Here is a 20,148-nt window from a genome sequence, read left to right as displayed (position 1 = left end):
TGCTCGGATGAGCACGAGGCTCAGGCGAAGGCCTCCACGGGCGGGCAGGCGCACACCAGGTTGCGGTCGCCGTAGGCCTGGTCGATGCGGCGCACGGGCGGCCAGTACTTTCCGGCGACCAGCGCATGCACCGGGTAGGCGGCGTCCTCGCGCGAGTAAGCGTGGTTCCACTCCCCCGCGATGAGCGAGACCGCGGTGTGCGGCGCGTGCACCAGCGGGTTGTCATCGGCCGGCCAGCGACCGGCAGCGACGGCCTCCGCTTCGGCCTTGATCATGATCATCGCTTCGATGAAGCGCTCGATCTCGTCGACGTCCTCCGACTCCGTCGGCTCGACCATCAGGGTTCCCGCGACGGGGAACGACATGGTCGGCGCGTGGAAGCCGTAGTCGATGAGGCGCTTGGCGACGTCGTCGACCGTGATGCCGGTGGCTTCCTTGAGCGGACGCAGATCGAGGATGCACTCGTGCGCCACCCGACCGTTCTCGCCGGTGTACAGCACCGGGAAGTGGCTGCCGAGGCGCTCCGCGATGTAGTTCGCCGAGAGCACGGCCGCTGCCGTGGCGCGACGCAGCCCGTCGGCGCCCATCATGCGCACGTACGCCCACGAGATCGGCAGGATACCCGCGGACCCGTAGGGAGCTGCGGAGATCACACCGCCCTCGAACGTGAACCCGCCGAAGTGCTCCGCGCTCTGCGCGAGGGGGTGCGAAGGCAGGAACGGTGCGAGGTGCGACTTCGCCGCGACCGGCCCGATGCCGGGGCCGCCGCCGCCGTGCGGGATCGCGAACGTCTTGTGCAGGTTGAGATGCGAGACGTCGCCGCCCAGGTCACCGAAGCGCGCATAGCCGAGCAGGGCGTTGAGGTTGGCGCCGTCGACGTACACCTGCCCACCGGCGTCGTGCACGGCGGCCGTGATCTCCACGACCTGCTCCTCGTACACACCGTGCGTGGAGGGGTAGGTGATCATCAGGGCCGACAACTCGTCGGCGTGCTGGGCGATCTTCGCGCGCAGGTCGTCGAGATCGACGTTGCCGAGTTCGTCCGTCGCGACGACGACGACCTTCATGCCGGCGAGCACGGCCGAAGCCGCATTCGTGCCGTGTGCCGACGATGGGATGAGGCAGACCGTGCGATGCGTGTCGCCGTTCGCGTGGTGGTACCCGCGGATGGCGAGGAGACCAGCCAGCTCGCCCTGCGAGCCGGCGTTCGGCTGCAACGAGACCGCGTCGTAGCCGGTGACCTCGGCGAGCCAGCCCTCGAGCTGACCGATGAGCTCGAGGTAGCCCTGCACATCGGCGGCCGGAGCGAACGGGTGGATGCCCGCGAACTCGGGCCACGTGATGGCGGCCATCTCGGTCGCGGCGTTGAGCTTCATGGTGCACGACCCCAAGGGGATCATGCCGCGATCGAGCGCGTAGTCGCGGTCGGAGAGGCTCTTCAGATACCGCATCATGGCGGTCTCCGAGCGATGCGAGTGGAAGACCGGGTGCGTGAGGTACTCGTCCTGACGCCGCAAGTCGTTCGGGAGCGCCCGCAGCTTGTCGTTGCCGAAGAGACCGAACGCCCGCTCGTTCTTGCCGCCGAAGACCATGGCGACCTGGTGCAGCTCGCCGAGAGTCGTGGTCTCGTCGACCGCGATGCCGACCGTGTCGGCGTCGGCGACGTGCAGCAGGATGCCGTAGCCGTCGTGCGCCTGCGCGGCGTACTCGGCCGCCCGACCGGGAACGCGCACCTGCACGGTGTCGAAGAACTCCGCGTGCACGACCTCGGCACCGGAATCGACCAGCCAGTCACGCAACAGGGCGGCCTTCGCGGTCGTCTGGGTCGCGATCTCGCGCAGCCCGTCGGGGCCGTGGTACACCGCGTACATCGATGCCATGACGGCCAGCAGCACCTGGGCGGTGCAGATGTTCGACGTCGCCTTCTCGCGACGGATGTGCTGTTCGCGCGTCTGCAGCGAGAGCCGGTACGCGGGCTTGCCGTCGGCATCCACCGACACTCCCACGAGTCGACCGGGCAGCTGACGCTCGAGGCCGGAGCGGACCGCCATGTAGCCGGCGTGCGGCCCGCCGAAGCCCATCGGCACGCCGAAGCGCTGGGTCGTGCCGACCGCCACGTCGGCGCCGAGGGATCCGGGCGAGGCGATCAGGGTGAGTGCGAGCAGATCCGCCGCCGCGACGGCGAGAGCACCGGAGAGGTGCGCGGCGTCGAAGACGGCGGACGGGTCCCAGACCCGTCCGGATGCCCCGGGGTACTGGACGAACACACCGAACAGGTCGGCCGGCAGCTCCTCGCCAGCGGCGAAATCGACCGTGACGATCTCGATACCCAGGGCCTCAGCACGCGTGTCGAGCATCGCCCTCGTCTGCGGGAGGGCATCGGCGTCGACCGCGAACACGGTCGACGCCGACTTCGAGGCACGACGGGCGAGCAGCATCGCCTCGACGACCGCGGTCGACTCGTCGAGCATCGACGCGTTGGCCGTGGTCAGCCCGGTGAGCTCGGCGACCATCGTCTGGAAGTTGATGAGCGCCTCCAGACGCCCCTGGGAGATCTCCGGCTGGTACGGCGTGTACGCCGTGTACCAGGAGGGGTTCTCCAGCACGTTGCGCTGGATCACCTGCGGCGTGATGGTGCCGTAGTATCCCAAGCCGATCATCGGGCGGTTCACGGTGTTGCGCGACGCGAGCGTCCGGAGCTCGGCGAGAGCCTCGGTCTCGCTCGCCGCGGACGGGATGAGCGAGGGCGCATCCGTGGCCTCGGCAGACGGACCGGTGTAGATCGATGCCGGCACGGCCTGGCGCATGAGCGCCTCTACCGGACTCAGCGCAGAGTCGGCTGCGGTGGTGTCGAGACCGAGGGCGGCGAGCATCGTGCGCTGCGCGGCATCCGTGGGTCCGATGTGACGATCGGCGAAAGTGACCACTGGAGAATCAGCCCTCCGTGAGAGCGACATAGGCGTCGCGGTCGAGCAGACCGTCGAGAGCACCGGCGGCAACGGTGACCTTGAGCAGCCATCCGCCCTCGAACGGCGCCGCGTTGACGAGCGACGGGTCATCCACCGCTGCGTCGTTGATCTCGACGACCGTGCCCGAGACGGGAGCATAGAGCTCGCCGACCGACTTCGTCGATTCGATCTCGCCGACGACCGCTCCTGCGGTGACCTCGGTGCCGACGGCGGGGAGCTCGACGAACACGACGTCGCCCAGCTTCTCGGCGGCGTAGTCGGTGATCCCGATGGTCACGGTGTCGCCGTCAGCGGCGATCCACTCGTGCTCTTCGGTGTAGTGGAGTGCGGCGAGATCGGTCATTTGGTCCTCCGGTAGAAAGGCAGGGCGGTCACGGTCGCGGGGATTCTGGTTCCCCGCACATCAAGGAATACTGCGGTTCCCTCTTCCGCGGAAGACGGGGTCACGTAGGCCATCGCGATCGGATGACCGAGCGTGGGGCTGAGCGCGCCGCTCGTGATCTCACCGAGCACCGACCCGTGTTCGTCGACCACGGCGTAGCCGGCGCGACCGGCGCGCTTGCCCTCGGCGACGAGTCCGACCAGGACCGGCGCTTCCGATGCGTCGGCCGACTCCGCAGCGGCGGAGAGAGCGGCCTTGCCGACGAACTGCTCCTTCGCGCTCACGACGACCCGGCCAAGGCCCGCCTGCGCCGGCCGGGTGTCGAGGCTCAGCTCGTGGCCGTACAGGGGCATACCCGCCTCGAGCCGCAGGGTGTCGCGCGCGGCGAGTCCGGCGGGGACGAGGCCGTGCGGTGCGCCCGCGGCGAGGAGCGCATCCCAGAGCGACGCGGCGCGGTCGGCGGCGACCAGAAGCTCGAAGCCGTCCTCGCCGGTGTAACCGGTGCGCGCGAGGAGGACGGGCACGCCGTCGTAGTTCGCGGACGCCCAGGCGTAGTACTTCTGCTCGGTCCAGGGAATGCTGACGTCTGTGATGCCCGGCGTCTCGGCGAGGATCGCCTCGGCGTTCGGTCCCTGCACGGCGATGAGTGCATAGTCGTCGGAGACGTCCTGCACCACGACGTCGAAGCCGTCGGTGCGATCGCGCAGAGCAGCGGAGACGGCGTCGCGGTTGCCCGCGTTGGAGATGATGAGGAAGTCGTCGCCCTCGAGGCGATAGACGATCACGTCGTCGATGATCCCGCCGGACTCGGCGAGCAGGAGCGAGTACTTCGCCTTCCCGACGGCCAGCGCCGAGAGGCGGCCGGCCAGGGCGTTGTCGAGGAAATCGGCGGCTCCGCTGCCCTGGACCGTGAACTCGGCCATGTGCGAGATGTCGAAGATGCCCGCGCTCTGGCGCACGGCGTGGTGTTCGGCGAGGTCGGAGGTGTACCGCACCGGCATCTGCCAGCCGCCGAAGTCGGTGAACGATGCGCCCAGCGCCTCATGGCGTGCGCGCAGCGGGGTGTAGCGGGGGTCGGACATGGAGTTCTCCCGGGCTGTGTCGGGCGGAACGGCGGCACCGTCGTTCCTCGGAACTCCCCCTCTGTCATGGGCCTGAGAGCTTCACCCGTGCACGGAGGCGGGGCTTTCACCGTCGGCGGATCCGCAGAGTCGCCGGATCGCTTTTCAGAGTGGCCGGAACCGCGCGGTACGCGTACCTGAGAGATTGGCGGGGAGGCTTGCTCCTTCGGTGCCCGGCTGCGTTCGCCGGGGCTCTCCCGCGTGGTTCATTCGGCCTGTCTTCAATTGTGGGTCCAGTCTAGCCGGTCGGATCCTCGGTGCCGGATTCTCCGGAAGCGCGTTCGAATCGCGCGAATGGTCCGTTCGGGGGTCAGACGCGACCATTCACGCGATTCGAAGGCGGAGCTCCGGCCGTCAGCGGGTGATGCCGAGTTCGGCCCGCACCTCGTCGCGCAGGCGGCCGAGGTTGTCGGGTTCCGGTGCGGCACCGAGGAGCGTCCTGGTGTATTCGTGCTGCGGGTTGAGGATGACCTCGTCCGCGGGGCCGCGCTCGACGACGTCACCCTTGTAGAGCACCATGATCTCATCCGAGAAGTGCCTCGCCGTGGCCAGGTCGTGTGTGATGTACAGCACACCCAGGTTCTCCTCGCGCTGCAGATCAGCGAGAAGGTTCAACACCCCCAGCCGGATCGACACGTCCAGCATCGAGACCGGCTCGTCGGCGACGATGAACCGGGCGCCCGGGGCGAGAGCCCGCGCGATCGCGACACGCTGTCGCTGCCCGCCCGAGAGCTCGTGCGGGCGCCGCTCCGCGAAACTCTCCCCTGGGGTCAGACGCACCCGCTCCAGCAACTCCACCGCGCGCTCCCGCACCTGCGCCCGCGACAGCTCCGGGTGGTGCAGACGGATCGGCCGCTCCAGATGATGAACGATCGTGTGGAACGGGTTCAACGACGCGAACGGGTCCTGGAACACCATCTGCACGTCCGCGCGGTACCGCTCCAACGCGCGCCCCCGAGCCCCGGACGCCTTCCCGTCCAACAGGATCTCGCCGCTGGTGGGCGTCTCCAGCTTCATCAGCATCCGGGCGATCGTCGACTTCCCCGACCCCGACTCCCCCACCAGGGCGACCGTCTTGCCCGCCTCGATGGTGAACGACACGTCCTTCACCGCATGGAGGATGCTGGTCTTGAATCCCGACCGCAGGTGGAAATCCTTCACCAGATTCCGCGCCTCCAACGTCGCCACCTGCGGCACGGCCGCGGTGGAGCTCGTGATGCTCGTGGTCATCGGACGCCCTCCTGGCTCACACCGGTGCGGACGAAGTCGCCCCGCTCGCCCTTGAGCGACGGGAAGCTCGACAGCAACCGCTTCGTGTACTCGTGCTGCGGAGTCCGGTAGATCTCCTCCGCCGTTCCCTCCTCGACGATCTGCCCCTGCAACATGATCGCGATCCGATCACTGATCTCGATCAGCATCGGCAGATCATGCGTGATGAAGATCACCGCGAATCCGAGCTTCTCCCGCAGCCGCATGATCTCCCGGATGATGCCCCGCTGCACGACCACGTCCAGCGCCGTGGTCGGCTCGTCCATGATCATCACCTGCGGATCGAGGGCCAGAGCCATCGCGATCATCATGCGCTGCCGCATGCCACCCGACAGCTCATGCGGGAAACTCGACAGGCGGTTGGGGTCCACGCCGACGAGCGTCAGCAGTTCCTCCGCCCGCGCGGTCTTCGCCTTCTTGCTCATCCCGGGCCGGTGCGTGTCGAAGATGTCGAAGATCTGTGCCTTGACACTGATCACCGGGTTCAACGAGTTCATCGCCCCCTGGAACACCATCGAGATCTTGTCCCACCGGAACGCGCGCAGACCCTCGCCGTCCAGTCCCACAATGTCGATGTCATGACCATCCCGGTCATGGAACACGATCTCCCCGCCCGTCATCAGAGCCGGAGCCTTGAGCAGACGGTTCATGCCGTAGGCCAGGGTCGTCTTCCCGCAGCCCGACTCCCCCGCCAACCCCAGGATCTCGCCCCGGTTCAACGTCAGCGACACATCCCGCACGGCCTTCACCGGCGGATCCACCTCATACTCGATCGACACGTTCCGCGCCGTCAGGACCGGCTCGCTCATGCGGTGACTCCCTTGGTCTTGGCGGCCTTGCGCACACGCCGCGCGGCTTCGGGCGCATTGCGCAGCTTCGGATTGATGACCTCGTCGATCGCGAAGTTGATGAGCGACAGGCCGGCACCGAGAATCGCGATCATGAGCCCCGGCGGGACGAACCACCACCAGGCACCGCGTCCGAGGGCCTGCCCCGACTGCGCGTCGTTGAGGATCGATCCCCACGTGATCGAGGAGTTGGGGCCGAGACCGAGGTAGGACAGGCCGGCCTCTCCGAGGATCGCGAAGATGATCGCGAAGAGGAACTGGGCCGTGAGCAGCGGCAGGAGATTCGGCATGATCTCGACCAGGATCACGCGGAACGACCGCTCCCCTGCGACCTTCGACGCATAGACATAGTCACGGGTACGGAGCGATCGTGTCTGGAGCCGGAGCACATATGCCGCCCCGGCCCAGGAGGTGATGCCGAGCACGAACGCGACGAGCTGCCAACTGCGCTGCGGCACGAACGAGGCGATGACCATCACCAGCGGAAGCCCGGGGATCACGATCATCACGTTCGTGAGGAGTGCGAGACCGTCTTCGCGCCAGCCGCCCAGATATCCGGCCAGAACGCCGAAGAACAACGACAGCACGATCGCGATGCCGCCGGCGGTCACACCGATGAGCAGGGACCCCTGAGCGCCGATCGCCAGTTGCGCGAACATGTCGTTGCCGAGCTTGGTGGTGCCGAGCCAGTGTTCCGCGGAGGGCGGCTGGAGCGCAGGGTTCGCCGTGCTGCGCGGGTCCTGCGAGAAGATCGGCGCGATGATCGCGAACAGCACGATGGCCGCGACCAGGATCACGCCGACGATGAACTTCGGCGAAGTGCTGGGAAGGATGCGACGACGCTTGCGCCCCTGCTGCGTGGCGAGCGAGACCGTGCTGGCCGGGGCGGTGACGGGTGGCTCCTGCGTCAGGAGCGGGTTCTTCGTGTCAGACATTCTGGCGAGCCCTCGGGTCGATGAAGCCATAGACGAGGTCCATGATGAAGTTGGCGGCGAGCACCGTCAGGGTGATGACGAGGAACAGTCCCTGCATCAGCGCGTAGTCGTTGTTGGTCACGGCCTGGAACATCAGCTTGCCGATTCCGGGGTAGGTGAACACCTGCTCCATCACGATCGAGCCGGCGACCACGAAACCGAGCGTGATCGAGAAGCCCGCGATCGAGGGGATCGCCGCATTGCGGGCCGCGTAGGTGGTGAGCACGCGACGGGGCCGGAGACCCTTCGCCTCCGCCGTGAGCACGTAGTCCTCGGCGAGCGTGGAGACCATCATGTTGCGCATGCCGAACATCCACCCGCCGACCGAGCTGATCACGATCGTGATAGCGGGCAGGATCGCGTGCGCGACGGCGTCGGTGAAGAACGCCCAGGTCGGCTCGGGGCCGTCCGGGTAGTCGAAGACGTCGTACCCGCCGAAGATCGGGAACCAGCCGAGACCGACCGCGAACACCGAGACGAGGATCAGCGCCAACCAGAAGTACGGGATCGACTGGAGCACAGTCGTGACGGGGATCAGGTGGTCGACCCAGGTGCCTCGCTTCCATCCGGCCCAGGCGCCGAGCACGACGCCGAGGACGAAGGAGATGACGGTCGCGGTGCCGACCAGGACGAGCGTCCAGGGAAGCGCACCGGCGATGAGCTCCGTCACCGGAGTGGGGAACTTGGTGACCGATACTCCGAGATCGCCCTGGAACATGCGTCCCCAGTAGGACAGATACTGCTCCCAGAGAGAGGAATCGTCGCCGCCGAGCAGGAGCTTGATGTTGCGGATGGCGGTCTCGGAGACCTCACCGCCTGCTCGCTGCATCTTGGCGATCATGATGTCGGCCGGGTTCCCCGGCATGAGCCGGGGAAGAAGGAAGTTGATGGAGATCGCGGCCCAGAGCGTGAACGCGTAGAACCCGATTCTTCGTGCATAGAACTTCATGTCACTGTTTTCCTGACTTCCTTCTTCCCCGACTCCTTTACTACTTGACCGGCTGCAGCTGCGTCAGCACGTAGCCTGCCGCGATCGCACCCCAGGACGGCGGGAAGGCGTAGAGGTCTTCCTCGGTCGGCCAGCCCGTGTAGTCCTTCGTGTTGTAGAAGGTCTGCGTCGCGTTGATCACGAGCGGGATGTAGGGCAGGTCACGGACGATCTCGGTCTGAATCGTCGCGTACAGCTCCTTCTTCGTCGCCTCGTCGTTCGTGCTGATCGCCGACTGGATCGCGGTGTCGACGACCGGGTTGCTGTAACGGCTGAAGTTCCAACGGCCTGCCGGGACCTCCGTGCCGACGGGGCTCGTCGACTCGACGGCGGTGCCGCCGAACCAGTCGCGGTAGATCTGGAACGGGTCGGCGACGGACGTGCCGATCACACCACCCATGATCAGCTGGAAGTCGCCACCCTGACGGGAGTCGGAGAACTCCTGCCACTGCACGGTCGATGCCGTGATCTTGATGCCGGCCGCCTCTGCCTGCTCGGCGATCAGCTTCGCGGCGTCGTTGTAGTCGGTCCACCCGTCGACCGAGGTGAGCGTGAGCTCGAGCGGCACGCCACCCTTCTCGTAGATGCCGCTGGAGCCCTTGGTGTAGCCGGCGGCCTCGAGGATCGAACCAGCCTCGGCGGCGTTCGCCTCCTGCGGGCTGACCTCGTTGGCCGGATCGGCGAGCCACTTCTCGTCGCGCGGCAGCAGAGTGAACGCGGGAGAGATGTCGCCCGTCAGCCCGACGAACGCCTTGTCCTTGATGGTGGAGCGGTCGATCGCGACGTTGAGCGCCTGACGCACGGCGACGTCGGTCTGCGGACCGGTGCAGCCGAGGTCGGCGTTCGAGCAGGTGTAGAGAACCGTCGGGTCCTGGGGCGTGTTGATCCAGTCGATCTTGCCGTTGCCGGTCACGTCGTCCGGGTTCGGGATGAACATGCCGGTCCAGTCGAGCTTGCCGGCGGCGAGCAGATCCTGAGCGGTCTGGTTGTTGTCGACCGCGATGTACTGGACCTTCTTGATGCCGAGCTTGTCGGCATCACGGTAGTTCTCGTTGGCCACCAGCGTGTAGGACTCGCTCGTGGTCTTGTCGACGACGTAGGGGCCGGATCCGACGGGGTCCTCGTTCGTGAAGTTGGCGAAGTCCTTGACGTCTTTCCACACGTGCTCGGGGAGGATGTAGCTCGACCCCATCCGCTGGAACTCCGTGGTGTACTGCGCGGACGAGTAGGTCAGGACGGCGGTCGTGTCGTCGGTGGCCTCGGCGGAGACCAGACCGTTGCCTTCGGGGTTGTTGGCCTCGTAGTTGAACGAGAACGCCACGTCCTTGGCCGTGAGCGGCTCGCCGTCGCTCCACTTGAGGTCGGGCTTGATGGTCACGGTGATGACCGTGCCGTCCTCGTTGTACTCGAACGAGTCGCCGATCAGGCCGACCGGCTCGGAGTCCGCGGTCTTGTTGTAGAAGAACAGCGGTTCGTAGATCGGTCCGAGCGCGCCATGAAGCACTGTCGGTGCGAACGGGTTGTAGTTCGCGGCGATCGGGGTCTGGCTGCCGGCCCAGACACGCAGGGCCCGGTCGCCATCGGCGTTGCCGCTGTCGCTGCCGCCACCACAGGCCGTGAGGCCCAGGGCGAGGACGGATGCTCCGGCAATCGCGGTGAGCGCAATCTTGCGCCTTCCGTTACGGATCATTTCTCTTGTTTCCTCTCGGTGCTGCACTGCAGGAGGGATCGCTCCGGATGGAGCAGAACCCCGGAGGTGGGGTTCCTGGGCCCTGGGAGGCAGCCGGTCGGCTCCTCCCGAAGGGGTTTGTTAGGACAGTAACCTAACAAACCCCGCCCCGCCGAACAAGCTTCCCTGCGCCCACGAGATAACGTTTCGGACTCGACGCGAACCGCCGTCATCTGCGCCCACTAAGTGTCCGAATGACACTAAGATCGGTCTCGGAGGTTAAGGTGTCCATGACTCAAACTAGCGACATCCGGGTCGCCGTCTCGACGGTCATCCTGACGTTGCGTCGCACGGACGACGGACGCGCGGTCCTCGCGCTGCCCCTCGTGCGGCGCACCCGCGAGCCGTACGCCGATCAATGGGCTCTCCCCGGCGGCTGGCTCACCCCGACCGAATCGCCCGTCGACGCCTCGGCACGCACCCTGGCCGAGACCACAGGACTCTCCCCCAGCTACCTCGAGCAGCTCTACGCCTTCGGCGCCGTCGACCGCTCCCCCACCCGGGTCGTGTCGATCGTCTACTGGGCGCTGCTGCGACAGGACGATGTGACAGCGCAGAGCGCGGCGCATCGCGCGTCCGGTCACGCCCCCGAGAACGTGGAGTGGTTCGACATCGACGAGCTGCCGCAGCTGGCCTTCGACCACGCGAAGATCATCGAGTACGCGCTGTGGCGTCTGCGCAACAAGGTCGGCTACAGCCGCGTCGCCCAGGGATTCCTTCCTGCGGAGTTCACCCTCGCCGAGCTGCGCGAAGCCTACGAGGCGATTCTCGGCCGCACCCTCGACCCCGCCAATTTCCGGCGTCAGGTGGAGGCCGCGGGCAACCTGCTCCCCACCGACCGGTTCCGCACCGGAAGCCACCGACCTGCACGTCTGTACCGCGACAACACCGACGTAGAGCTGGCCGATCGCGGCCCGCTCGGTCCCGAAGAAACGAGCACCCGATGAGTATCACCTTCGTCCCCGCGCCGGCCGTCCCGCCGCTGGACGCCTCGGTCGACCATGCGATCCAGGCCATCGTCAGCGGCGCGTCGACCGACGCCACATGCACCACCGACCTCGCCGCCGGTCCGTGGGACTTCGACGCGCGACCGGGCTACGGACCCGGCTCTTCCATGGGCGACGTGATCCCGACGGGGGCGCCGCGTCAGGGAGAGCTGCCGACCGAGTACCGCGAGGCGACGGAGGAGGAGCTCGACAGACGGATCCGCGCCGCGAAGGCCACCCTCGGCGACCGCGTCGTGATCCTGGGCCATTTCTACCAGCGCGAGGAGGTCGTGCAGCATGCGGACTACGTCGGCGACTCGTTCCAGCTCGCGACCGCGGCCAAGGGACGGACGGATGCCGAAGCCATCGTGTTCTGCGGCGTGCACTTCATGGCCGAGACCGCCGATCTGCTCTCGCAGCCCGACCAGGCGGTGATCCTGCCCAACCTCGCCGCCGGATGCTCGATGGCGGACATGGCCGACATCGACCAGGTCGAGGACTGCTGGGAACAGCTCGAAGACGTGCTCGGCGACCTCGACGCCGTCGACGCCGACGGCCGCGTGCCGGTGATCCCGGTGACATACATGAACTCCTCGGCGGCGATCAAGGGCTTCGTCGGACGGCACGGCGGGATCGTCTGCACCTCGTCCAACGCTGAGACCGTGCTCGAGTGGGCTTTCGAGCGTGGGCGCCGCGTGCTGTTCTTCCCCGACCAGCACCTGGGTCGGAACACCGCGAAGGCGATGGGCGTGCCGCTCGAGCAGATGCCGATGTGGAACCCACGGCGAGCGCTCGGCGGATCCTCCGCCGCAGAGCTGCTCGACTCGCGCGTGGTCCTGTGGCACGGCTTCTGCTCGGTGCACCGGCGCTTCACCGTCGGCCAGATCGATCAGGCCCGTGCCGAGCACCCCGGCGTGCGCGTGATCGTGCACCCCGAGTGCCCGATGGAGGTCGTCGACGCCGCGGATGAGGCCGGTTCGACCGAGTACATCCGCCGGGCGATCGACACGGCCACCGAGCCGACCACATTCGCGATCGGCACGGAGATCAACCTCGTCCGCCGGCTCGCCGCCCAGTACCCGCAGCACGAGGTCTTCTGCCTCGACCCGGTGGTGTGCCCCTGCTCGACGATGTACCGCATCCACCCCGGATACCTGGCCTGGGTTCTGGAGGAGCTGGTGGCCGGCCGCACGCCGAACCGGATCACCGTCTCCGACGATGTGGCCGACCCCGCGCGTGTGGCGCTGGAGCGGATGCTCGCGGCGAGGCCTCCGGTGGTCGCGGGCGCACGATGAACGTCATCGTCGTCGGGTCGGGCATTGCGGGACTCACCGCGGCGCTTCATGCGCACGAGGCCGGACACGACGTGACGATCGTCACCAAGCGCGACCTCGGAGACGGCTGCACCGGGCTCGCTCAGGGTGGCGTCGCCGGGATCTACGGTCCGGACGACTCCGCCGCACTGCACGCCGCCGACACCCGAGACGCCGGTGCCGGGCTGTCGGACCGGGACGCCGTGCAGGTGCTGGTCACGGACGGAGCGGCACGGATCGCCGAGCTGATCGCACGCGGTGTCGGCTTCGATCGTGCGGTGGACGGCACTCTGCTGCTCGGGCGTGAGGCGGCCCACCGCCACGCCCGCATCGTGCACGCGGGAGGTGACGCCACGGGCGCGGCGATCTCCGCGGCGCTCGTCGCGTCCGTGCGGCGGACGGACATCCCCCTCGTCGAACATGCCTTCCTGGTCGACCTGCTGAGGCAGGAAGGCGCCGTGCGCGGAATCCGGATCCTCCTCGACGGTGAGGTCTCCGAGATCCCCGCCGATGCCGTCATCCTCGCCACCGGCGGCGCCGGCCACCTCTACGCGCACACGACGAACGCCGCGGGGACGACCGGAGACGGCATCGCCGCCGCGATACGGGCGGGCGCTGCGGTCGCCGACCTGGAGTTCGTCCAGTTCCATCCGACAATCCTGGCGAAGGGCCCCGCGTTCCTCATCTCCGAGGCGGTGCGCGGCGAGGGCGCGACCCTGATCGACGACGACGCCCGCCGGTTCGTGTTCGACAGCCACCCCGACGGCGAGCTCGCACCGCGCGACGTGGTGGCGCGAGCGATCGCACGCCGCGCCACGGCTCAGGCCGCCCCGGTCAGGCTCGACGCCACGATGCTCGGTGCCGAGACCCTCGCGCGGAGGTTCCCCACGATCGATCGGGTGACCAGAGAACGCGGCTTCGACTGGGCCCGCGAACCGATCCCCGTGACGCCGGCCGCGCACTACCTGATGGGTGGCGTGGTCACCGACCTCGACGGCCGCACCACCGTGCCCGGCCTCTTCGCCGCGGGAGAGGTGGCACGCACCGGGGTGCACGGGGCAAATCGTCTGGCGTCGAACTCGCTGCTCGAAGGCGCGGTGTTCGGGGCCCGTGCGGCGGCGGCGTTGACGAGACCCTGGGCGGATGTCGCGCACGGCTCCCCTCAGGCCCGCCCCCGTGCGGAAGGGAGCCGCGGTGCGATCGCCCCCGCGTTCAGCCGCGCCTCGCTGCAGCGGCTGATGTGGGAAGACGTCGGACTGCTGCGGAACAGAGACGGTCTCTCCCGCGCGCTCGACGTCCTGCAGACCTGGACCGCGGAGAGCTCGGCGCCGACGACCGTGTCGGCGCGCGAAGACGCGAATCTGCTGCTGCTCGCGCAGGCGACGGCCACCGCAGCGCTCGCCCGCACGGTATCCGTCGGCGCCCACCATCGTGTCGATGCGCCCGAACCCGCCGCCGATGCCTCTTCTCGCCTCCCCTCATCGATCCTGGAGCCCGTCTGATGCTGACCACCGCCACCATGAACCGCGTCGTCGGCGCGGCCCTCGAAGAAGACGCGCCCTGGGGGGACGTCACCAGTACCACGCTGCTGCCAGCGGATGCCACCGCGACCGCCGATCTCGTCGCCCGGGAACCCGGAGTCTTCAGTGGTGGAGAGGTCTTCGCCGCCGCGTTCCGGCTCACCGATGCGACTCTCGACATCGACCTGCACGTCGGTGACGGCGACGAGTTCGCCGCGGGCGACGTGCTCGCCTCGGTCTCGGGGTCGGCCCGCAGTGTGCTCACCGCAGAGCGCGTCGGCCTGAACTTCACGCAGCGGATGAGCGGTATCGCCACCCTCACCGCCGCGTACGTCGCCGCGATCGAGGACACTGGTGCTCGCATCGCCGACACCCGCAAGACCACGCCGGGACTGCGGGCGTTCGAACGGCATGCGGTCGAATCGGGCGGCGGACACAACCACCGGTACTCGCTGTCGGATGCCGTGATGGCGAAGGACAACCACCTGGCCGTGCTCACGCGTTCGGGGCTCGACCTCGCGACGGCGCTCCGCGAGGCGCTGTCCCGCCTCCCGCACACGACCCACGTCGTCGTCGAGGTCGACCGGCTCGACCAGATCCCCGCCGTCCTCGACGGCGGTGCCCACACCGTGCTGCTCGACAACTTCTCGCTCGACGACCTGCGCGCGGGGGTGGCCCTCATCTCCGGCCGTGCCACGGTCGAGGCCTCGGGAGGCGTGAACCTCGACACGGTCGGCGACATCGCCCGCACCGGAGTGGACGTGATCTCGGTGGGGGCGCTGACACACTCCGCGCGCGCCCTCGATCTGGGCCTGGATCTGCGGATCGACTGACCGCGATGTCGCCCTCGGACCTGCCCCGCACCGGCATGCTCTACCTCGATCACGCCGCGACCTCCCCGGTACGACCGGAGGTGCTCGAAGCGATGCGGCCGTTCCTCTCCGGCGTGTTCGGAAACCCGTCGAGCCATCACACGGCCGGCGAGGCCGCGGCGGGCGCGCTCGACGATGCCCGTGCACGGGTGGCGCGCGTGCTGGGGATGCGGACGGGCGACGTCGTGTTCACCGCCGGCGGCACCGAAGCGAACAACCTCGCGGTGAAGGGCATCATGCTCGCGGCTCTCGAGACGGGGCGGCGGCATCTGGTGACCTCGCCGATCGAGCACGAGTCGATCCTCGGATCCGCCGACTATCTACGACGCTTCCACGCCATCGAGGTCTCCCTCCTGCCCGTGGACTCGCGCGGACGGATCGACCCGGATGACCTGGCTGCGGCGATCAGGGACGACTCCGCTCTGATCTCGATCGGCCACGCCAACAACGAGATCGGCACCGTCCAGGATGTGTCGGCGCTCGCCGCCGTCGCCCGTGCCGCCCGCGTCCCCCTGCATCTGGATGCCGTGCAGTCGGCGGGATGGCTCCCTCTGCATGACCTCGGCGCAGACGCGGTGTCGATCGCCGGGCACAAGCTCGGGGCGCCCAAAGGCATCGGCGCCCTGGCCGTCCGTGGGCGCGTGCCGGTGGAGCCGCTGCTGCACGGCGGCGGCCAGGAGCGCGGGAGACGCTCCGGCACCGAGAACGTCGCGGGCGCCGTCGCACTCGCGACGGCGCTGGAACTCGCCGAGACGGAACGCGAGACGGTTGCGGCGCAGGTCGGCTCGGCGACCGCGCGGTTCATCGCCCGGGTGCTCACGAGCATCCCCGAAGCCACGCTCACCGGGGATTCCCGAGGCCGTCTGCCCGGAACGGCGAGCTTCACGTTCGCCGGCACCAGCGGGGAGTCGATTCTGCTCGAGCTGGAGCGCCGCGGGGTCATCTCGTCGAGCGGATCGGCATGCGCGGCGGGCAGCGACGAGCCGTCGCACGTGCTCCTCGCCTGCGGTGTGACCCCCGAAGTGGCGCAGACCGCCGTACGTTTCACGTTCGATCGCGCGGCTCTATCCTTGGATGCTCCCGAACGGCTGGCTGTGCTCGTCGCCGAGTCGGTACGCGCGGCCCACGGCTGAGCCACGGTCATAGACTCAGCAGGTGACTGCCTCCGCCCCGATCGTGACGCTGATCGTCCCCGGACGCGACATCGCGGCCTTCGCCCCCGCCGCTCTCGACTCGCTGCGCGCGCAGACCGAGTCACGATGGCGGGCGATCCTCGTCGACGACGGCTCGACGGATGACACAGGAGCGATCTTCGACGCCGCCGCAGCCGAAGACCCCCGCTTCACGACGATCCGCCACGGGGCCTCCCGCGGTCTCGGCGCCGCGCGCAATGTCGGTCTGGAGCTCGTCGACACCCCGTACCTCGGTTTCCTCGACGGCGACGACGAACTGCTGCCGAACGCCCTCGCCCGCATGACGGAGACACTGGGCCGGACCGGAAGCGACTTCGTCGCCGGCGCCTACGTACGCTCGCGGGTCCGCGGTGACGGCTACGTCGCCGGCCGCGTGCAGCCCTGGGTCGCCGCGGCCACGTCTCCGGAGCAGCTCGGCACGACCCTCGCCGCGCACCCCCTGGCTGTCTCGAACATCGTCGCCTGGTCGAAGGTGAGCCGCACCTCGTTCTGGCACGACCTGCGCTTCCCCGAGGGGGTCGCCTACGAAGACCAGGTGGTCGCGCAGCTCATGTACACCCGGGCACGCGCGTTCGATGTGATCCCCGATGTGGTCGTGCGCTGGCGGCTCCGCGCCGATGGCACCTCGATCACTCAGGGCAAGGCACAGCTGCCGGTGCTGCGCGACTACCTCGCGGCCCTCCGCGGCGGCCTCCACGTGCTGCACGAGGCCGGTGCCCGCGCCTCGGTGATCGCTCGCATCGAACTCATCCTCGCGATGGACGTCGCCTCGCTCCTCGAGATCGCCGAGAGCCATGCCGACCCGACCTACGCCGCCGAGGTCGACGCCTTCATCTCGGAGCTGCGGGCCCTCCCCGAGTTCGCCGACGCCGCGCCCGACCCCGCCATCGCCGCCGCGCTCGCGTGGTGACCCCCACCCTCCGAACCCCTGACGGTGAACACATGAACGACTACCTCTCCTCCCTGTTCTCACTCGACGGTCGCACCGCCGTCGTCACCGGCGGCAGCTCCGGGATCGGCCGGGGCATCGCCACCGCACTCGCTCGCGCCGGAGCGTCGACGGTCATCGTCGCGCGCGGTGAGGATCGCATCCGCGAGACGGTCGACGAGCTGCGCGCGCTCGGATGCCGCGCCCACGGCGTGATCGGCGACCTCAGCACGAGGGACGGGATCCACGCCGTCGGCGAAGCAGCGACCGCACCGTTCGGCGCGCCCGACATTCTCGTCAACTCCGCCGGCATCAACATCCGCCCGCCGTTCGCGGAGATCACCGAAGACGACTGGGACGCGACGATGACGGTCAACGCCCTCGCGCCGTTCCTGCTCGGTCAGCGCTATGCGCAGGGCATGGCCGCACGCGGATACGGTCGACTCATTCACATCAGTTCCCAGCAGGCCCACCGCGCCTTCGTGGGCAGCGGCATCTACGGCGCGTCGAAAGGCGCGGTGGAATCGCTCATGCGCTCCGAGGCCGAGGCCTGGGGTGGAACCGGCGTCACCAGCAACACGCTCGTCCCCGGCTTCGTGCTCACCCCTCTGAACGCCCGGTTGCAGCAGGACCCGGAGAAGGTCGCGGAGCTCGCCGCGCGCACGATGATCGGGCGCAACGGTCTGCCGAGCGACTTCGCGGGAGCCGCGGTGTTCCTTGCCGGAGCCGGCTCGGCCTACGTCACCGGCCAGTCGCTGTTCGTCGACGGCGGCCTCTCGGTGCACTGACGCGCGGTGGCACGACGCCTCCTCAGAGTGCAGTACTCATGGCTCAGGGCTCAGGGCTCAGGGCTCAGGCGGGTAGACCCGTTCGTCCGGTCGAGGCTCGGCGAGCAGCGGCACCGCAGCGGTGATGGTCGCGACCGCATCCGCCCCCACGGAATCGGCGGGCGCCTTGTCCGCGCGGCGATCGGCGAGGGGTGCCACGGCGCCCCCGGTCACTTCCTCCTCGACGGCGGCCTCGGTCTCGAGCACGCGCGACGCCGCTACCTGCTCGGCCGCGAGCTCGGCATACAGACCGCCGCGGGCGAGCAGTTCGACGTGCGAACCCGACTCGACGATGCGCCCGGCCTCCAGAACGTGGATCACGTCCGCGCCCATCACCGTCGAGAGCCGGTGGGCGATGGAGAGGGTCGTGCGCCCCTTCGCGGCCTCGTCGAGCGCCTCCTGCACCACGCGCTCCGAGACCGTGTCGAGTGCCGAGGTCGCCTCGTCGAGGAGCAGCACCGGAGGGTCTTTCAGCAGCACCCTGGCGATCGCGATGCGCTGTTTCTCGCCACCGGAGAGCCGGTAGCCGCGCTCCCCCACCACGGTGTCGTAGCCCTGCTCGAAGCCGGCGATGATGTGGTGGATGTTCGCGGCGGTGCAGGCGGCGATCAGTTCTTCCTCGGTCGCATCGGGCTTGGCGTAGCGCAGGTTCTCACGGATCGTGGCATGGAAGAGGTACGTCTCCTGCGACACGATGCCGACGTTGTCGATGATCGACTCCTGCGTGAGCGCGCGCACGTCGGCACCGGCGAACATCACGGCTCCTCCCTTCGCCTCGTACAGGCGAGGAGCCAGATACAGGATCGTGGTCTTGCCGGCGCCCGATGGGCCCACGAACGCGACGTGCTGGCCGGGTTCCGCCACGAAGGACACTCCGTCGAGCGTCGGACGGGCGTCGGAGGACGCGTCCGGGTAGCGGAACACCACCTCGGCGAACTCCAGGCGTCCTCGCGGCCCGGGTGCGTCGTCGACCGTGATCGCGTCGGGCGCATCCTGGATCTCCGGGACGAGGTCGAGGTATTCGAAGATGCGCGCGAACAGCGCCGACGACGTCTGCAGATCGAGCGACACCCGCATCAGACCCATCAACGGCATGAGCAGCCGCGCCTGCACCGTGGTGAACGCGACGACGGTTCCTGCGGTGATCGCCCCGGTGCCGCCGGCGATCAGGTATCCGGAGACGAGATAGATCACGGCAGGAACGCTGGCCATCAGCACCTGCACGACGGCGAAGAAACCCTGGCCGCTCATCGCCCGGCGCACCTGGAGGACCACCTGGTTGCGGTTCTCCGCCTGGTAGCGCTCCGACTCGGTGCGCTGGCGGTTGAAGGCCTTCGACAGCAGCATGCCCGAGACGCTCAGCGTCTCCTGCGTGATCGAGGTGAGCTCGGACAGCGATTCCTGCGTCTCTCCCGCGATACGTGCCCGCACCTGGCCCACCTTGCGCTGGACGAAGATCAGGAACGGCATCATGATCACGGCGATGAGCGTGAGACGCCAGTCGATCAGGATCATCGCGACGAGCGAGGCGATCACCGTGACGACGTTGCCCAGGATGCTGGTGACGGTGTTCGTCAGCACGCCGGAGACGCCGCCCACGTCGTTCTGCAGGCGTGACTGGATGACGCCCGTCTTGGTGCGGGTGAAGAAGCCGAGTTCCATCGCCTGCAGGTGCTCGAACAGCTTCACACGCAGGTCGCCGGTGACGCTGTTGCCGACCGTTGCCGTGAGCCAGGTCTGGGCCACTCCGAGAGCGGCGGAGAGCAGGAAGAGACCGATCATGGCGGCGACGAGCCAGGCCAGCAGTTCGAGGTGCGGCCCTCCCCCGGCGACGGGGAAGAGTGCATCGTCGAAGATCCGTTGCACGATCAGCGGCGGCACGACGGCTATCGCGGCGCCGACCACCACCAGGATGCCGGTGGAGAAGATGCGCCAGCGATACGCGCGGAACAGCGAGACGACCCGCGCACCGAGGCCGTTGATCCGGGGGGCCTCGGCATTCAGCTTCCGCTGCGCGCTCTCGTCGACCCCGCGGAAGCCACCACCCCGCGGGCCACCGCCCATGCCGCCGCCCATGCTCATGGCGCCAGCGTACTCACGTGCGGGGACACCGAGGCCCGCGCCTCCGCCGTCGGCGGATATCTGTGAATTCGGAATGAAATGTCCGCGGCTGCCGTTACGCTGAGTGACTCTTGCGAACTCTCGCGATACTCCGTTTCTTCTTCGCCC

Annotated in this window: 16 protein-coding genes and 2 riboswitches; of the genes, 7 read left to right on the top strand and 9 right to left on the bottom strand. The window is 68.5% G+C overall.

All coding sequences use genetic code 11. The annotated features are described in order from the left end of the window. Positions 1-20 precede the first annotated feature (20 nt). The 8 genes from gcvP to DW307_RS15370 form a co-directional block, all read right to left on the bottom strand. Positions 21-2,957, bottom strand: coding sequence for an aminomethyl-transferring glycine dehydrogenase (gene gcvP, locus DW307_RS15405; protein ID WP_136025132.1), 2,937 nt, complete (start codon positions 2,955-2,957; stop codon positions 21-23). Next, a complete protein-coding gene (gcvH, locus tag DW307_RS15400; protein WP_021199592.1) occupies positions 2,935-3,312 on the bottom strand; it encodes a glycine cleavage system protein GcvH in 378 nt (125 codons plus the stop codon). The genes gcvP and gcvH overlap by 23 nt, the downstream gene beginning before the upstream one ends. Further along, positions 3,309-4,433, bottom strand: coding sequence for a glycine cleavage system aminomethyltransferase GcvT (gene gcvT / locus DW307_RS15395; protein WP_029266698.1), 1,125 nt, complete (start codon positions 4,431-4,433; stop codon positions 3,309-3,311). The genes gcvH and gcvT overlap by 4 nt, the downstream gene beginning before the upstream one ends. 54 nt (positions 4,434-4,487) lie before the next feature. Next, positions 4,488-4,586, bottom strand: a riboswitch (glycine riboswitch). 1 nt (position 4,587) lies between these two features. After that, positions 4,588-4,682: riboswitch (glycine riboswitch) on the bottom strand. Positions 4,683-4,826: 144 nt separating this feature from the next. Next, the gene (locus DW307_RS15390; RefSeq protein ID WP_051667994.1) at positions 4,827-5,702 is read right to left on the bottom strand and encodes an ABC transporter ATP-binding protein; all 876 of its coding nucleotides are present in this window, start codon (positions 5,700-5,702) and stop codon (positions 4,827-4,829) included. Then, entirely contained in the window at positions 5,699-6,550 is an 852-nt protein-coding gene (locus DW307_RS15385; protein ID WP_021199589.1) for an ABC transporter ATP-binding protein, read from the bottom strand. Before DW307_RS15385 ends, DW307_RS15390 begins: the two co-directional genes overlap by 4 nt. After that, entirely contained in the window at positions 6,547-7,524 is a 978-nt protein-coding gene (locus DW307_RS15380; RefSeq protein WP_021199588.1) for an ABC transporter permease, read from the bottom strand. The genes DW307_RS15385 and DW307_RS15380 overlap by 4 nt, the downstream gene beginning before the upstream one ends. Further along, on the bottom strand, positions 7,517-8,512 hold the full coding sequence (locus DW307_RS15375; RefSeq protein WP_021199587.1) for an ABC transporter permease: 996 nt from the start codon (positions 8,510-8,512) through the stop codon (positions 7,517-7,519). Before DW307_RS15375 ends, DW307_RS15380 begins: the two co-directional genes overlap by 8 nt. 40 nt (positions 8,513-8,552) lie before the next feature. Beyond that, positions 8,553-10,241: an ABC transporter substrate-binding protein gene (locus tag DW307_RS15370; protein ID WP_029260355.1), complete on the bottom strand. Its 1,689-nt coding sequence runs from the start codon at positions 10,239-10,241 to the stop codon at positions 8,553-8,555. 269 nt (positions 10,242-10,510) lie between these two features. Between DW307_RS15370 and DW307_RS15365 the strand changes: the two genes are divergently transcribed. Genes DW307_RS15365 through DW307_RS15335 form a run of 7 tightly spaced genes read left to right on the top strand, consistent with a single transcriptional unit; the run spans position 10,511 to position 17,880 of the window. Beyond that, complete coding sequence (locus tag DW307_RS15365; RefSeq protein WP_136025131.1) at positions 10,511-11,227, top strand: NUDIX hydrolase; 717 nt, start codon at positions 10,511-10,513, stop codon at positions 11,225-11,227. After that, on the top strand, positions 11,224-12,561 hold the full coding sequence (gene nadA / locus DW307_RS15360; protein WP_136025130.1) for a quinolinate synthase NadA: 1,338 nt from the start codon (positions 11,224-11,226) through the stop codon (positions 12,559-12,561). The genes DW307_RS15365 and nadA overlap by 4 nt, the downstream gene beginning before the upstream one ends. Then, positions 12,558-14,081: an L-aspartate oxidase gene (gene nadB / locus DW307_RS15355; RefSeq protein ID WP_136025129.1), complete on the top strand. Its 1,524-nt coding sequence runs from the start codon at positions 12,558-12,560 to the stop codon at positions 14,079-14,081. The genes nadA and nadB overlap by 4 nt, the downstream gene beginning before the upstream one ends. Further along, positions 14,081-14,932 (top strand): carboxylating nicotinate-nucleotide diphosphorylase, encoded by an 852-nt coding sequence (gene nadC, locus DW307_RS15350; protein WP_136025128.1) that lies wholly within the window; start codon positions 14,081-14,083, stop codon positions 14,930-14,932. The genes nadB and nadC overlap by 1 nt, the downstream gene beginning before the upstream one ends. 35 nt (positions 14,933-14,967) lie before the next feature. After that, a complete protein-coding gene (locus tag DW307_RS15345; RefSeq protein ID WP_136025150.1) occupies positions 14,968-16,104 on the top strand; it encodes a cysteine desulfurase family protein in 1,137 nt (378 codons plus the stop codon). A gap of 22 nt (positions 16,105-16,126) precedes the next feature. After that, the gene (locus tag DW307_RS15340) at positions 16,127-17,074 is read left to right on the top strand and encodes a glycosyltransferase family 2 protein (RefSeq protein ID WP_136025127.1); all 948 of its coding nucleotides are present in this window, start codon (positions 16,127-16,129) and stop codon (positions 17,072-17,074) included. 32 nt (positions 17,075-17,106) lie between these two features. Continuing rightward, positions 17,107-17,880, top strand: coding sequence for an SDR family NAD(P)-dependent oxidoreductase (locus DW307_RS15335; RefSeq protein WP_136025126.1), 774 nt, complete (start codon positions 17,107-17,109; stop codon positions 17,878-17,880). Between the two features lie 57 nt (positions 17,881-17,937). On the opposite strand, the gene DW307_RS15330 is transcribed toward DW307_RS15335, so the two are convergent. Continuing rightward, complete coding sequence (locus DW307_RS15330; RefSeq protein ID WP_136025149.1) at positions 17,938-19,995, bottom strand: ABC transporter ATP-binding protein; 2,058 nt, start codon at positions 19,993-19,995, stop codon at positions 17,938-17,940. Between the last annotated feature and the right edge of the window lie 153 nt (positions 19,996-20,148).

It is taken from the genome of Microbacterium sp. K27 (assembly GCF_004794435.1).
Classification (GTDB): domain Bacteria; phylum Actinomycetota; class Actinomycetes; order Actinomycetales; family Microbacteriaceae; genus Microbacterium; species Microbacterium maritypicum_A.
Note: the sequence above shows the minus strand (reverse complement) of the source record. Positions and strands in the feature narration are given on the sequence as shown.

What these genes read in the sequence shown, in the direction of transcription:
- DW307_RS15370 (WP_029260355.1), bottom strand. Translation starts at nt 10,241, where the DNA reads ATGATCCGTAACGGAAGGCGCAAGATTGCGCTCACCGCGATTGCCGGA.
- nadC (WP_136025128.1), top strand. Translation starts at nt 14,081, where the DNA reads ATGCTGACCACCGCCACCATGAACCGCGTCGTCGGCGCGGCCCTCGAA.
- DW307_RS15330 (WP_136025149.1), bottom strand. Translation starts at nt 19,995, where the DNA reads ATGGGCGGCGGCATGGGCGGTGGCCCGCGGGGTGGTGGCTTCCGCGGG.
- DW307_RS15380 (WP_021199588.1), bottom strand. Translation starts at nt 7,524, where the DNA reads ATGTCTGACACGAAGAACCCGCTCCTGACGCAGGAGCCACCCGTCACC.
- DW307_RS15345 (WP_136025150.1), top strand. Translation starts at nt 14,968, where the DNA reads ATGCTCTACCTCGATCACGCCGCGACCTCCCCGGTACGACCGGAGGTG.
- DW307_RS15365 (WP_136025131.1), top strand. Translation starts at nt 10,511, where the DNA reads ATGACTCAAACTAGCGACATCCGGGTCGCCGTCTCGACGGTCATCCTG.
- DW307_RS15390 (WP_051667994.1), bottom strand. Translation starts at nt 5,702, where the DNA reads ATGACCACGAGCATCACGAGCTCCACCGCGGCCGTGCCGCAGGTGGCG.
- gcvT (WP_029266698.1), bottom strand. Translation starts at nt 4,433, where the DNA reads ATGTCCGACCCCCGCTACACCCCGCTGCGCGCACGCCATGAGGCGCTG.
- DW307_RS15385 (WP_021199589.1), bottom strand. Translation starts at nt 6,550, where the DNA reads ATGAGCGAGCCGGTCCTGACGGCGCGGAACGTGTCGATCGAGTATGAG.
- nadB (WP_136025129.1), top strand. Translation starts at nt 12,558, where the DNA reads ATGAACGTCATCGTCGTCGGGTCGGGCATTGCGGGACTCACCGCGGCG.
- DW307_RS15375 (WP_021199587.1), bottom strand. Translation starts at nt 8,512, where the DNA reads ATGAAGTTCTATGCACGAAGAATCGGGTTCTACGCGTTCACGCTCTGG.
- nadA (WP_136025130.1), top strand. Translation starts at nt 11,224, where the DNA reads ATGAGTATCACCTTCGTCCCCGCGCCGGCCGTCCCGCCGCTGGACGCC.
- gcvP (WP_136025132.1), bottom strand. Translation starts at nt 2,957, where the DNA reads ATGTCGCTCTCACGGAGGGCTGATTCTCCAGTGGTCACTTTCGCCGAT.
- DW307_RS15335 (WP_136025126.1), top strand. Translation starts at nt 17,107, where the DNA reads ATGAACGACTACCTCTCCTCCCTGTTCTCACTCGACGGTCGCACCGCC.
- gcvH (WP_021199592.1), bottom strand. Translation starts at nt 3,312, where the DNA reads ATGACCGATCTCGCCGCACTCCACTACACCGAAGAGCACGAGTGGATC.